Source organism: Ephemeroptericola cinctiostellae (assembly GCF_003339525.1).
Taxonomy (GTDB): domain Bacteria; phylum Pseudomonadota; class Gammaproteobacteria; order Burkholderiales; family Burkholderiaceae; genus Hydromonas; species Hydromonas cinctiostellae.
In genome coordinates this window covers 1318048-1331632 of sequence record NZ_CP031124.1, presented here as the reverse complement: position 1 = coordinate 1331632, position 13585 = coordinate 1318048, and the positions used below count along the sequence as shown (strand labels likewise).

Below are 13585 nucleotides of genomic sequence, written 5' to 3'. Positions count from 1 at the left end.
GATGTATTCATATTAAGCATCATCACCCATGGCCGCCAACTGTTCTGCTTGATATTCAGCAGATAACGCATTGAGCATTTCATCCAAATCGCCTTCCAACATCGCATCCATCTTGTACCACGTCAAATTCACACGGTGGTCGGTGATGCGCCCTTGCGGGTAATTGTAAGTGCGAATGCGTTCGGAACGGTCGCCTGAACCCACCAGCGATTTGCGTGTGGCGGCTTGCTCGGCGTTTTGCTCACGAATTTGTGCGTCTTTGATCCGCGTGACCAGGATTTTCATTGCAGTTGCTTTATTGCTGTGCTGTGAGCGCCCTTCTTGGCATTCAACCACAGTCCCCGTTGGAATGTGCACAATGCGCACCGCTGAATCGGTTTTGTTGATGTGCTGACCGCCCGCACCAGACGCACGGAAGGTGTCAATGCGCAAATCGGCTGGATTGATGTTCACATCGCCGATTTCATCTGCTTCTGGCATGATCGCCACGGTGCACGCCGAAGTGTGAATGCGCCCTTGCGCTTCTGTCTCAGGCACGCGCTGCACTCGATGTCCGCCTGATTCAAACTTCATGCGTGCGTAAGCGTTCGCACCCGCCAAACGCACAATCACCTCGCGATAACCTCCCAAATCAGACACCGATTCACTCATGACTTCAACCTGCCAGCCTTGTCGCTCCGCGTAACGCGTGTACATGCGCAACAACACACCTGCGAACAAAGCAGACTCCTCGCCACCCGTGCCTGCACGAATCTCTAAAAACACATTGCGGTCATCATTTTCATCTTTCGGCAACAACATGGTTTGCAATTCATCGGCCAATGCTTCTAAACGCTCTTTTCCCGATTGAATTTCTTCCTGTGCAAAGGCTTTAAAATCGGGATCAGCGAGCATCTCTTGCGCACTGTCGATGTCTTTTTCAACTTGAACATATTCGTTAAATGCAGCCACCACAGGCGCAATTTCTGCGGACTCTTTGGTGATGCGGCGGTAGTTGGCAATGTCATCCGTTACTTCAGGTTGCTGAAGCAAACCTTCAATTTCATAAAAACGTAAATCAAGTTGCGCGAGCTTTTCTCGCATGGAGTTTTTCATGTTTTAAACCATTCATTTGATATGAATTCAGCACAAAGGTTGAATAAAATAAGCCCATCCAAGTCCCACTGGGTAGATTTGGGAAAGGTGGTGGGCGCATCCGCAACATTGCCTGAACATGTTGAGGGCAAAAAACGGAGTTATGTGTTTAATGTTGAGTTACCGAGCCTACGCGACAGCAAACTGTTCAGCAGAGATACAGCAGGCATTCGTAGGCCAAAGGCATCCATACAACCATTGGCCAAACGACCAAACACCATCAGTCCTCTGATTGCAACCAATCCCGCGTCACCACCTGCCATGCATGGCGCACATCATCGTCATGACTTTGGATGCCGAGGGTCGGTTGATGCAAAACTTTATTCATAAAACGAGCAGACATCTGCGTCATGAACTGCTCAAGCTCAGCGGCACTGACGTGCTCACGCCCTTTCAGGCCGCTCAGTGCACGTTCTATTTCAGCAACGCGGATGCCATCCATGCGTGTACGTAAACTGTGTACATGCGGCGTCCACACACGGCGGGCTTGTTGCACATCAAAAGCTTTAACATGAACATCAACGATGCGTTGCGCATCCGCCAACGCGGCTTCGCGCTGTGCGCTGTTGTGTTGAACAATGCTGGAGAGGTCATCGACGCTGTAGACATAAGCATCGCTCAATTTGGCCACCGCAGCTTCGATGTCGCGAGGCACGCCCAAATCAACCATGACCATGGGGCGATAGCGGCGTGATTTTAATGCCCGCTCCACCATACCCAAACCAATGATCGGTAAGGTGGAGGCGGTGCAGGTGATGACCACATCAAACTGCGCCAAATGATCGGGCAATTCTGACAGGCGCAAAACATCGGTGTTCAGGTGTGTGTAGGATGCAAGCAAGGCATGGGCTTTTTCAAGCGAGCGGTTGGCCACCGTGAGGCGAGTGGGTGTTTGCCCTGCAATATGGGCAATGACCACGTCCATCATTTCGCCGGCGCCCACCAGCAATACATTGAGCTTGGCAAAATCATCAAACACGCGTTTGGCCAATTTCACCGCAGCAGCAGCCATTGACACCGAATGCTCGCCAATCGCGGTGTTTGTGCGCACATCTTTGGCAGCCGTGAAGGTTTTCTCAAACCATTGTTGCAACGCACTATCAATCGTGCCCGCATCTTGTGCAATGCGCATGGCTTGTTTCATTTGCCCTAAAATCTGCGGCTCACCCAGCACCATCGAATCCATGCCACTGGCCACTGAAAAGGCATGTTGTACTGCGGCCTGATCGACCAACTGATACATGTGCGGCGCAAGGTCTTCATACGCCACTTCATGATAAGCAGCAACCCAACGCACAGCGGCTTCAAGCTGAGAAGCATCGGTCAGTACGCCATACACCTCCATGCGGTTGCAAGTGGACAGAACCGTCAATTGTGGCGGACGGCCATCTGCATCATGTGTGGCATGGGCAGCCAGCTCTGTTTGCAACGCCAGCAAAGCGTGCGTCAGTTCAGTTGGCGCAAAAGAAATGCGCTCGCGCAAAGCGAGCGGCGCAGTGGTATGGTTTAAACCAGCAACAAATAAAGGCATACAGACGTTTCAACACACCCACTCAAAAGAGGAAAGCAGGTTAGATTGGCATTTGGGAGCAGCATTCTCCACAATCTCATGTCCAAAGATGATGACAAACACAAGTAACTGATGAATAAGGCTGCGAATCTTGGTATTATACCCGCCAAACCCCGCCTCGCCAAACGTCGCAACAGAAAAAACCAGCAAGGATTATTTACATGCTTTTTCAGCAAGAGCTTTGGCTCATCATTGTCGGCCTCGTGGTCGCATTAGTCCTTCGCCGCACTGTGTTTGTCGGCGGCTCATTTATTCGCATTGCATTATGGGCTTGTACTTTTTCACTGATCGCCGGTGAACTCGGGATGTTCAGCACATTGTTTTTTCCGTCGGATTTGATTGGCTTGATACTGACCACTTTAGCGGCCATGATGGGGGCACGATTGGGGGCGAAACGCAGCGGTGCATCATTTTCCTCCCCCCCTCAAAAACCTCGCTCACGCACAAATAAAAAATAAATGCCCATGCGGTTTTTTAAGACCTCTTTTATGAAAACATTTAAAGTATGAAAAAAACCAATCGAAACGAATGGATGAACGATGTCACCCCAGATTTATCTGCTGACGAAAAATCCATAAAAAACAACAAACTGGCTGGTTTTAAACACATTTTCAATTTCAGCGCCCGTTATTGGGGCGGCGGATGGGCGCTGTTTGGCTCATTGATCTTGTTCCTTATTTTCGCCATGCTCACCACCAGCGAGGCAACAGAAACATTCATCATGGGTTGGCTCGAACAAACCAAACAAGCCTCGGGCTTGGATTTTATTGTAAAAACAGGTGCACCCATCCTCATCATTCTGGTGCTGCTCCTCACCTACCGTTTTTTCTGTCGCACACTCTCTGACAATCGGGTGTTTAAGGCGTGGGCACTCAGTGCTTTGACACTGTTTTTGGCCTCGGTCAGTGTCAAGCTCAATGTGGCTTTTGCCATGTGGTCAAAAGCCTTTTATGATGCCATTCAAAGTCGCAATGAAGCTGAGTTCTGGATTCAAAGCAGTATTTTTATCGCTTTGGCTATTTTTTGGGTCTTGGTCGGCACATACCGTCAATTTTTTCAACAGTTATTGCAAATTCGCTGGCGAACCTGGTTAACTCAAATATTTTCAAATCAGTATTTTGATCGCAATCGCTTTTACTTCTTTGCTCAACAAGAACAACAAGACAACCCTGATCAACGGATTGCCGAGGACTTGGACAAATTCACTGAATTGGCCATTTATTTGTATTTTGGTGCGTATATTTCTGTGCTGTCCATGTATGAATTTTCTAAACTGATGTTGGACATTTCAGGAGACATCAACTTCAATCATTTTGGATTAAATTTCACCATTCCTGATTATTTATTCTGGCTGGCGGTCATCTATGCCATAGCAGGCTCTTTGTTTATCCATTACGTGGGGCGGCGTTTAATTAAAATAGAGGCGCTGCGCCAACGTTACAATGCCTCTTTTCGCTATCACTTAATCCGTGCTCGAGAGTATGCAGAAGGCATCACATCCCTTCAAGGCGCGAACCACCATCGAGAAGAAAGCCGACGCTTATTTGGCATCGTTCGCAGCAATTGGAACACTCGCATGTGGGTTTTGAAATTTTTAGGCTTTTCAAGCTTATCGTACAACCAAGCCTCCGTACTCTTTCCCATTTTATTAATGGCACCCCGATATTTTGCAGATAAAGCCTTTACATGGGGCAATTTCATGCAAATATTGCGCACCTTTGGTGAACTGCGTGAAAGCCTATCTTGGTTTATCGACAACTACCAAAACATTGCCGAGCTTCGCGGGACAGCCACCCGTATTTTTGCCCTTGAAGATGCCTTCAGCCGCATCGACGCATTCAACGGTGCATCTGAGCTCACAGTCACGCCAAACAATGTCGGCGGGATTGCCTTCACCCACGTGTCGCTCAGTCGCCCGCAATTAAATGAGAACGAACAACTCACCCTCGTCACACAAGTTTCGGGCTTAAATTGGCACATTTCACAAGGTGACCGCTGGTTGGTCACGGGTGCATCAGGCTCAGGGAAAAGCACCATTCTGCGGGCGATTGCGCAACTTTGGCCGTATGGCAAAGGCCAGATTGACGTGCCTACAAAAGCCAAAATGCTCTTTCTGCCACAGCGACCTTATTTTCCCATCGCGACTTTACGCGAAGCCTTGTCTTATCCCGCCACCAGTGAGGTTTACAACGATGCGGCTTACGAAACAGTGTTAGAAATGAGTCAACTGCATCACTTAAAAGACCGCTTGAGCGAATCGGCGAACTGGGGGCAAATCCTCTCGGGCGGCGAACAACAACGCCTCGCATTTGCACGGGTGTTTTTGCAACGGCCTGAATACCTGTTTTTGGATGAAGCCACCAGTGCGCTGGACCTTGAAAACGAGCGTTCTTTGTACGCCACTTTACTCAATTTCATGCCCAAAGTGACCCTCATCAGCGTATCTCACCACACGCAGCTAAGCCAATATCACAATCAAAGCTTGGACTTAACTGCAAACACAACGAACGAAACGGGTGGATTTAAAGCCAAGATTCAAGCCATTTAAAATCAACATGATGAACGTGTCAATCAAACAGTGCAAAACCCACACCATCTCCTACACAAACATGGGTTTGCACGCATTGATTATCACCGAAACAGTGGTGCGGCCAAGTAATACGCCAGCACAAACATCATCGTCGCCGTGACGCTATCCAGTATGCGCCACGCCACAGGTCGCGCAAACAAAGGCTGCAACAAACGCGCCCCATAACCCAATGCAACAAACCACAGTGCACTGGCCAAAGCTGCACCCACCACAAACCACACACGCGCATCGGCTGGCTGCTGCGCGCCCACCGCACCGACCAGTATCACCGTATCCAGATACACATGCGGGTTAAGCAAACTCAACGACAACACCTGCAACAACACACGCTTGAGCGACACGGGCGTGCCATCGGTGGCAGCCTGTAAGTGATGGGGGAAAAGTGCACGCCGCGCCGCCAAAAAGCCATAACACAGCAACACCAACGCGCCCAAAGCACCGATGACATTCAACCATTGCGGATGATCACCCAAGGCTTTCGCCACACCACTCACCCCCAAAACCACCAACGCACCATCTAAAAACGCACACAAAAAAACCACCACGCCCACATGTTCGCGACGCAGCCCTTGGCGCAATACAAATGTATTCTGCGCACCGATGGCCACGATCAATGACAACATGAGCGTCAAGCCCGTTAAAAATTCATTCACAGTTCTCTCCTGAAAAAGTTAAGTCAGTATGCCACATCACCTCTCACTTAAAAATGAAACCTACTTCATCCAATGAAGTAAAATTAATGCAAAGCAAAACCGACGAACAGTCGTTTTTCTCAAGGAAACCACAAGCATTCTGTTACGACACTTGACTTAGTATTTCCGACATTGGGAGATTGTGGAGTAAGCCAAAAATGACTGATTAAATGATTTAAGGTGATGATAAAAAACATGGACAATAACTTTTACTTTGTCCATATGCCTTTTTTAATGGAGATTCAACATGCTGGAAAGTGAACTATTAGCAACTGTAGCCACAGTGGTCCGTGAGGGCAGTTTTGAACGTGCAGCAGCGATACTCAACATCACACCATCTGCGGTGTCACAACGGGTGCGCCTTCTCGAAGAGCGCGTGGGGGTCGTATTGGTGGTGCGAGGGCAACCGTGCACGGCCACCCAAGCGGGTGAACGGGTCTGTCGACATGCAGACACGGTGGCCTTGCTCGAAGGAGACTTACGCCGAGACATGCCCACATTGCTACCCGAAGTCAAACATCGCATGCACAGCACCATGCGCATTGCGATTAACGCCGACAGCCTGTCTTCGTGGTTCATCCATGCCATGCAACTTTTTTCCAAACAAAATGACACCTTGCTCGATATTGCCTTGGACGATCAAGAAAAAACCAGTGAATGGCTCAAGCGTGGACAAGTTCTGGCGGCGGTCAGCGCCGAGCGCACCGCTATACAAGGTTGCCGCAGCCATAAATTAGGCTCACTGCGTTATGTGGCCACCGCTTCACCTGAATTTGTAGCGCGCCACTTCACCCTCGGACTCAACGCAGATAGCCTCATGCGCGCGCCCAGCCTGATTTTTGACCGCAACGATCAATTACAACAACAATGGGTGCGCAAACTCACTCGGAAAAACATCGTGCTACCAGCCCATCGACTGCCTTCGCCACAAGCCTTCATCGACGCAACCTCAGCAGGTGTGGGCTGGGGCATGAACCTGCTTTCAGCAGTACAAAATCAACTTCAATCAGGACAGCTAATCGCCCTCGACAATTCACGAACACTGGACATACCGCTGTATTGGCAAGTCAGCAAGCTGCCCCTACCATCGCTCCAGTCACTCACCCGCTGCGTACTGGAAGCCAGCCATGCCGCACTGATTTCATGACCAAGCCCATGCAAATCACGGCATAATACGACATTACATTTCACTCCACTTTTTAGAGCACCCTCATGCATTACACCGACCTGCGCGACTTCATCGACCAACTCGAACAAATGGGCGAACTCAAACGCATCACTCAACCCGTCTCACCAATTCTCGAAATGACCGAAATCGCCGACCGCACCTTGAAAAAAGGCGGCCCCGCTCTACTGTTTGAAAACGTCACCGACGGCAAAACGCGCTACAACATGCCCGTACTTGCCAACCTATTTGGCACGCCACGCCGCGTCGCACTCGGCATGGGTGCACAAGACACCTCCGCCTTACGCGATATCGGCAGCCTGCTCGCCGCCCTGAAGGAACCCACGCCACCCGCAGGCTTGAAAGAAATTGGCAAGCTCGGCGAAATGGTCAAAGCCGTGTGGGACATGCGTCCAAAAATTATCAAAAACGCACCCGTACATGAGATCGTCATCGAAGGAGACGACATTGATTTGAACCAAATTCCGATTCAACATTGCTGGCCCGGCGACGTCGCGCCGCTGATCACATGGGGCTTGGTTGTCACAAAAGGCCCGCACAAAGCACGGCAAAACCTCGGCATCTACCGCCAACAAGTCCTTGGTCGCAACAAACTCATCATGCGCTGGCTCGCCCACCGAGGCGGCGCACTCGACTTTCGTGACCACTGCATCGCCCACCCTGGCAAACCTTTCCCAATTGCCGTCGTCCTCGGCTGCGACCCTGCCACCATCCTCGGTGCAGTCACACCTGTACCTGACACACTGTCAGAATACCAATTCGCAGGCCTGCTCCGTCATTCACGCACCGTTTTGACCCAATGCATCGGCTCAGAATTGACTGTCCCCGCCCACGCGGAAATCGTCCTCGAAGGCGTACTACACCCCAATGAAACCGCACTCGAAGGGCCATACGGCGACCACACAGGCTATTACAACGAACAAGAAACATTCCCCGTTTTCACCGTCGAACGCATCACCATGCGCCGCAACCCCATCTACCACAGCACCTACACAGGTAAACCACCCGATGAACCCGCCGTCCTCGGCGTCGCACTGAACGAAGTCTTCGTCCCGATTTTGCAAAAACAATTCCCAGAAATCGTTGACTTCTACCTACCGCCCGAAGGTTGCAGCTACCGCATGGCCGTCGTCTCGATCAAAAAGCAATACCCCGGCCACGCAAAACGCGTTATGTTCGGCATCTGGTCATTCTTACGCCAATTCATGTACACAAAATTCATCATCGTCGTCGACGACGACATCAACGTACGCGACTGGAACGAAGTCATGTGGGCAATCACCACCCGCATGGATCCCTCACGCGACACCACACTCGTCGACAACACCCCCATCGACTACCTCGACTTCGCCTCCCCCGTCTCAGGACTCGGCTCAAAAATGGGTATGGACGCCACCAACAAATGGCAAGGCGAAACCACACGCGAATGGGGCACACCAATCGTGATGGATGAAAACGTTAAAAACAAAGTCGATCAAATGTGGGCGGAATTGGGGCTGTGATGGCACTCAAGGAAAGCGGATATGACGCAAGAAGAATTTGAGAACTTGAAACAATGGGCTGAAGCTGGTCATGCCAAAGCCATGTTTGACCTTGCTGTCTGCTATGGCACAGGCCGAGGTGTCAGGAAAAACCATGCACAAGCCATTCATTGGTATCAAAAAGCGGCTGATTCAGACAATGCTAAAACCACGGATTTGGTTAGGGCTCAAGCCATGTTTAACCTCGCTGTCTATTACGAGACAGACCTAAGTGAACATGCACAAGCTTTTCACTGGTATCAAAAAGCTGCTGATTTAGGCGTTGTTCAAGCCATGTTTAACCTTGCTGCTTACTATGCCAAAGGTCAATATGTCGCACAAGACTATACTCAAGCCGTCTACTGGTCTCAAAAAGTCATTGACTCAGAAAATAACAAAGACACTGATTTGCTCAAGGCTGAAGCCATGTTTAACCTTGGTATCTGCTATAACTATGGCACAGGTGTAATAAAAGACCATGCACGAGCCCACAGCTGGTATCAAAAAGCCGCTGACTTGGATAATATAAACGCCATGTTTAACCTTGCTATCGACTATGTCAAAGGTCAAGGTGTCGTGCAAGACCATAGCCAAGCTTTTTACTGGTATCAAAAAATCGCCGACTCAGGTAACACTGAAACCACTGGTTTACGCAAAGCTCAAGCCATGTTTAACCTTGGTCTCTTTTACGACAGAGGTCTGGGTGTTGTGCAAAATAATGTACAAGCCGTTTACTGGTATCAAAAGGCTGCTGATTTAGGCATTACTGAATCCATGCTTAATCTTGGTGTTTGCTATGCCAAAGGTCAAGGCGTACAAAATAATGCACAAGCCATTTACTGGTATAAAAAAGCCGCTGATTTGGGTAATAGAGACGCTATGTTTAACCTTGCGGCTCACTTTTACCTTGGTTTAGGCGCAAAAAAGAACACCAAACAAGCCATTTTTTGGTTCAAAAAAGCTGCGACTGATGGCAAACATCAAAAAGCCCTTCTGTTTTTAATGGATGAGAAAAACGGCCTCGGCAATACCGTTGTCAATTGGGCAAAAAACCTATTATTAGAACGCTACTTCCCTGTGTTCGCTCACTTCAAAACACTCACCATAGATTTAGATGCAAAAACGACCACATCATGTTGTACCCGTTTTGAAAAACTCATGCACTCTATTGTGAAAATTGAAAATGATCACTTGTTCAAAAATATAAACAACGGTTTAAGCCATTACACCAAACAAAATGTACTGGATGCCTTGTTGGGCGGCCGCGCCGCGCACACGGGCAAGCAAGCGGTCACCACCTTGCGTCAGTACATGACCGCCTACCTGAACGACCCAACCGAAGGGCTTTATGTGTTCGATGAGGCTTGCTTTGAAGGTATACCTGAATTAGAAACGTTTGATGTTGAGCTCATACACAATCGTTTTCGCGACTTTAGAGCGGATGGAGACGATGCCGAACACATCCCTGCGCAAATGTTTTCTTTGTCCCTCAGTAAAAACAAGGACAGTTTGGATTTGTGGCGAGCTTACACGGTGACCGATGGGCGAGCGAATGGGGTCGCGGTGCACATTCCCGCGCAAACATTGGCATCGTTCACAGCGGATTTTAGCCAAGGCCTAACCAGCGTGTCACTCACCCGTTCAAATGGGAAAAATGATCAAGCACTAGATGAAGATGCATCCCAAGTGAATTTTTTGTTGTATGAAGTGCGTTATGGTGAAAAACCTGTGCAAGACTTGTGGCGGCAACTGAAAAAACCACTGAATGATGCACTTCAGGCCATCAAACGGGTGGAAGACAAAGCGACTCAAAGGCGTTTGTATGATTGCATCGTTTTGGCTTTGATGCGTTTGACGTATTTGTACAAACACGATGCGTATACGTCCGAGCAAGAGGTGCGGGCGATTCACATTGCCGAAATCAATGAGGCCTCGGTCAAAACCGATGAGCGTGCACCTGCGCGTTTGTACATCAATTCGCCCGCCTTATTATTTCAAGATATCGGTGGTGAAATCACTTTGGGGCCGCAAATGAGTCCCGATGAGCAAGCGGTGTTGCTGTGGGAGACGCGAAAACGCTTGATTGATTTGAGGTTAGACAAAAAAGTAAAAGTCAAAACATCCAAAATCCCTTTTCGTTGAAACCTTGCTGGCATTTAACAGCAAGGTTTTCATTACAAATATTTCATTGCAATTTAATCACCATCAACGCCGCTGCCGCCGCCGCGAGCATGGCAAAACCACGCGCCTGAATAGAACTGGATAAGTGCTTGCCGAGTAATCGCCCAGCCAACGTCCCCGCCACAGTGCCAGCAGCAAAAGGCAAGCCAGTGTGCCAATCCATCAAGCCTTGATGAGCCGCGATGACCACACCGCTGATCGACACAAGGGTGATGACAGCGAGTGATGTGGCGACGATGGCACGCATGTCGAGGTTGGTGTTTTTTTTCAATGACGGCACGATGATGAAACCGCCACCGACACCAATCAAACCCGATAAAAAACCTGCCACACCGCCAGTGAGCGCCAATGCGCGAGCGCAAGGCAACGTCCAAATAAATTTACCCGATGTGTCGCTGCGCTCACATGCGAAGCTTTGGGTTGATGCTTGGTTTAATCCTTGCGAAAGTGTTTGCGCAGGTGCTTGCGCTGTTTTTGACTCATCTGCCAAATCATTTGGCCCCACACTGTGCCACATTCGCCATGCGACAAATAACAAAACGATCACAAAAAGCATCACCAATGGTGCATTGGGCAAGCGTTGCGCCAGCCACAATCCCAATGGCGAAAGCAGCACACCCATGCCTGCCATGAGCACCGCAGCTTTATAGCGCACAATGCCTTCATACAAGCCGATAAGGGCGGCGATACTGGATGCGAGGGACACGGCAAACAAGCCAATCGGTGCGGCTTGACTGACGGTCAAGTGCAGACCCAGCGTCAACAGCGGCACGGATAAAATCGCGCCACCGGCACCAGTCGCACCCAACACCACGCCAATGGCAAGTCCTAAAGTGATGATTTCGAACATAAAAGGCATCAACATAATCGGTGGGCTCCAAAATTTACATACAGTGAAACGCTTAAATAATCCGTCATGCCATACTTGATACGGCATCTCCCAAACAGGTGATTGCGGGTCAAGCCCACTATGACGCCTCGGATTAATTAATAGAACGGCTAGAGGCATACAATTAAAAAAGGGTCTTAGGAAGCAGAATTCAATAACGGCTCATCTCGCAGCATGTTAAGAAGCACTTTATACAAGTCGCTTTTGCGATGGTTAAACCTAAATTCAGTTTCCTTCAAATGCAGTAAAAATGTGTTTTTCGGAACGCCGTTAAACTGAACCAAACGACGTTTAGCATAGCTCCAGAATGATTCTATCCCATTCACATGATTAGAACCATTTACAAACTCATCGGCACCATGATTCACCCGGAAGTGTTTATCAAACCCGATGTCCACCAAGCCATTATAGCCGCGCCAACCATCGGTATGGATAACGCTGTTAATGTCTGCTTTCCCACGAATAATGGCTTGCAGGCTGGCTTTGGAAGCATCAGGCACAATCTCAGTGTAGATATTGCCATCACGTTTGAGTAAACCAAACACGATGGTTTTACCTGAAGCACCACGTCCGCGTTTACCTCGAACACGATGCGGACCAAAATATGATTCGTCGGCTTCCAACTCTCCTTTGAGTGGTGAGCCTTGGAGACAAACAATCACCAAACGACGACGAATCTTGAGGTAAATGGTGTTGATTGAACGAACGGATATGCCGCTTAACGCAGCACATTCCGTTGCCGTTAAATCAAGGGCAAAATACCGTAAAATTTGGCGAAACTTCGCTTCGCTAATTTTTGAATGTTTGAAGTACTTGTTTTTCATTTGGTCTCAAGAGCTTAGCGCATATTTTAATGCGTTTGCTTCCTAAGACCCTAAAAAAAAGAGCAAACAATGAACGTTAAGAAGATCGACGATAAAATCCATTGAGGGCTGCAAAAATCACCATGCCCAGCAACATCGCAGCCGTAAAAATCATGGCTTGCATGCTGCCTGCGCCGACACTGACCACCGCAGGGCCTGGACAAAAACCAGCAATGCCCCAGCCCACGCCGAACATCAAACTGCCGACAACCAAGCGTTGATCAATGCCGCGCGCACTCGGAAAATCCATCGCGCCACCAAGCAAGGCATGTCGTTGCTTTTTTGCAAAATGAAATCCAGCCGCAGCCACGCCAATGCCGCCAACCATCACAAAAACTAAAGAAGGATCCCAAGCACCTGTGATGTCCAGAAAACCAAGCACTTTTGCTGGATTCACCATTCCAGCAACGATCAAGCCCAAGCCGAACATCAAACCTGTCAATAAAGAAACAACAATTTTCATGATTTTTCCTTAAGCCACAATCAAGTGACGCAACACGTAAACGGTCACAAAACCCGCCAAGATAAAACATGAAGTCGCCACAATCGAGCGCAATGATAAGCGAGAAATCCCGCAAATGCCATGTCCACTGGTGCAGCCAGACCCATAACGCGTCCCGATGCCCACCAGCAAACCCGCCACCACCAGTGCAGGCGTACCCGCCTCAATCTGCACAGTAGGGTACGGCGAGAACAAACGATACAACGAGGGCGCAAGAAGCAATCCTAGAATGAACGCCACCCGCCACGCACGTTGCCCTGCCATGTTCGGCTGAAGCAGGCCGCCTACAATTGAGCTGATCCCTGCGATTTTGCCGAGCAAAACAATCAACATCACAGATGCCAACCCAATCAGAAGCCCACCAGCCAAGGCCTCATAAGGGGAAAAATGTTGCCAATCAATCGTCATATAAACACCCTTTTTTAATGTACTGATGCTGATTAAAACTTAACTGCCAA

12 protein-coding genes are annotated in these 13585 nt (G+C 49.1%); 5 read left to right on the top strand and 7 right to left on the bottom strand.

What is annotated here, in order from left to right:
* Window positions 1-12: 12 nt before the first annotated feature.
* A complete protein-coding gene (prfA, locus tag DTO96_RS06100; protein WP_114562680.1) occupies window positions 13-1095 on the bottom strand; it encodes a peptide chain release factor 1 in 1083 nt (360 codons plus the stop codon).
* 259 nt (window positions 1096-1354) lie between these two features.
* Window positions 1355-2665, bottom strand: a complete 1311-nt coding sequence (gene hemA, locus DTO96_RS06095) for a glutamyl-tRNA reductase (RefSeq protein ID WP_114562679.1) — start codon at window positions 2663-2665, stop codon at window positions 1355-1357.
* Between the two features lie 200 nt (window positions 2666-2865).
* Here hemA and DTO96_RS06090 point away from each other — a divergent pair, with 200 nt between their 5' ends.
* Both DTO96_RS06090 and DTO96_RS06085 read left to right on the top strand, forming a co-directional pair.
* Window positions 2866-3162: a hypothetical protein gene (locus DTO96_RS06090; protein ID WP_114562678.1), complete on the top strand. Its 297-nt coding sequence runs from the start codon at window positions 2866-2868 to the stop codon at window positions 3160-3162.
* A gap of 47 nt (window positions 3163-3209) precedes the next feature.
* Window positions 3210-5252 carry an ABC transporter ATP-binding protein/permease gene (locus DTO96_RS06085; RefSeq protein ID WP_114562677.1) on the top strand — a complete coding sequence of 681 codons (2043 nt, stop codon included), beginning with the start codon at window positions 3210-3212 and terminating at the stop codon, window positions 5250-5252.
* An 83-nt stretch (window positions 5253-5335) separates the two neighbouring features.
* On the opposite strand, the gene DTO96_RS06080 is transcribed toward DTO96_RS06085, so the two are convergent.
* The gene (locus DTO96_RS06080; RefSeq protein WP_114563948.1) at window positions 5336-5917 is read right to left on the bottom strand and encodes a LysE/ArgO family amino acid transporter; all 582 of its coding nucleotides are present in this window, start codon (window positions 5915-5917) and stop codon (window positions 5336-5338) included.
* 316 nt (window positions 5918-6233) lie between these two features.
* Here DTO96_RS06080 and DTO96_RS06075 point away from each other — a divergent pair, with 316 nt between their 5' ends.
* From DTO96_RS06075 to DTO96_RS06065, 3 genes are all read left to right on the top strand, one after another.
* Window positions 6234-7133 carry a LysR family transcriptional regulator ArgP gene (locus tag DTO96_RS06075; protein WP_114562676.1) on the top strand — a complete coding sequence of 300 codons (900 nt, stop codon included), beginning with the start codon at window positions 6234-6236 and terminating at the stop codon, window positions 7131-7133.
* A 65-nt stretch (window positions 7134-7198) separates the two neighbouring features.
* Entirely contained in the window at window positions 7199-8674 is a 1476-nt protein-coding gene (ubiD, locus tag DTO96_RS06070; RefSeq protein WP_114562675.1) for a 4-hydroxy-3-polyprenylbenzoate decarboxylase, read from the top strand.
* A gap of 21 nt (window positions 8675-8695) precedes the next feature.
* Window positions 8696-10834 carry an SEL1-like repeat protein gene (locus DTO96_RS06065; RefSeq protein ID WP_114562674.1) on the top strand — a complete coding sequence of 713 codons (2139 nt, stop codon included), beginning with the start codon at window positions 8696-8698 and terminating at the stop codon, window positions 10832-10834.
* Window positions 10835-10877: 43 nt separating this feature from the next.
* Here the strand turns inward: DTO96_RS06065 and DTO96_RS06060 are convergent, their stop codons facing one another.
* The 4 genes from DTO96_RS06060 to DTO96_RS06045 form a co-directional block, all read right to left on the bottom strand.
* Window positions 10878-11723: a sulfite exporter TauE/SafE family protein gene (locus tag DTO96_RS06060; RefSeq protein ID WP_114563947.1), complete on the bottom strand. Its 846-nt coding sequence runs from the start codon at window positions 11721-11723 to the stop codon at window positions 10878-10880.
* A gap of 176 nt (window positions 11724-11899) precedes the next feature.
* Window positions 11900-12586, bottom strand: a complete 687-nt coding sequence (locus DTO96_RS06055) for an IS1595 family transposase (RefSeq protein WP_114562080.1) — start codon at window positions 12584-12586, stop codon at window positions 11900-11902.
* Window positions 12587-12662: 76 nt separating this feature from the next.
* Window positions 12663-13088, bottom strand: a complete 426-nt coding sequence (locus tag DTO96_RS06050; RefSeq protein WP_114562673.1) for a DUF6691 family protein — start codon at window positions 13086-13088, stop codon at window positions 12663-12665.
* A gap of 9 nt (window positions 13089-13097) precedes the next feature.
* A complete protein-coding gene (locus tag DTO96_RS06045) occupies window positions 13098-13535 on the bottom strand; it encodes a YeeE/YedE family protein (protein WP_114562672.1) in 438 nt (145 codons plus the stop codon).
* Window positions 13536-13585 lie beyond the last annotated feature (50 nt).

Coding starts and splice junctions, on each gene's coding strand:
- DTO96_RS06055 (WP_114562080.1), bottom strand. CDS start 12,586: ATGAAAAACAAGTACTTCAAACATTCAAAAATTAGCGAAGCGAAGTTT.
- DTO96_RS06045 (WP_114562672.1), bottom strand. CDS start 13,535: ATGACGATTGATTGGCAACATTTTTCCCCTTATGAGGCCTTGGCTGGT.
- DTO96_RS06060 (WP_114563947.1), bottom strand. CDS start 11,723: ATGTTCGAAATCATCACTTTAGGACTTGCCATTGGCGTGGTGTTGGGT.
- DTO96_RS06075 (WP_114562676.1), top strand. CDS start 6,234: ATGCTGGAAAGTGAACTATTAGCAACTGTAGCCACAGTGGTCCGTGAG.
- DTO96_RS06080 (WP_114563948.1), bottom strand. CDS start 5,917: ATGTTGTCATTGATCGTGGCCATCGGTGCGCAGAATACATTTGTATTG.
- ubiD (WP_114562675.1), top strand. CDS start 7,199: ATGCATTACACCGACCTGCGCGACTTCATCGACCAACTCGAACAAATG.
- DTO96_RS06050 (WP_114562673.1), bottom strand. CDS start 13,088: ATGAAAATTGTTGTTTCTTTATTGACAGGTTTGATGTTCGGCTTGGGC.
- prfA (WP_114562680.1), bottom strand. CDS start 1,095: ATGAAAAACTCCATGCGAGAAAAGCTCGCGCAACTTGATTTACGTTTT.
- hemA (WP_114562679.1), bottom strand. CDS start 2,665: ATGCCTTTATTTGTTGCTGGTTTAAACCATACCACTGCGCCGCTCGCT.
- DTO96_RS06085 (WP_114562677.1), top strand. CDS start 3,210: ATGAAAAAAACCAATCGAAACGAATGGATGAACGATGTCACCCCAGAT.
- DTO96_RS06090 (WP_114562678.1), top strand. CDS start 2,866: ATGCTTTTTCAGCAAGAGCTTTGGCTCATCATTGTCGGCCTCGTGGTC.
- DTO96_RS06065 (WP_114562674.1), top strand. CDS start 8,696: ATGACGCAAGAAGAATTTGAGAACTTGAAACAATGGGCTGAAGCTGGT.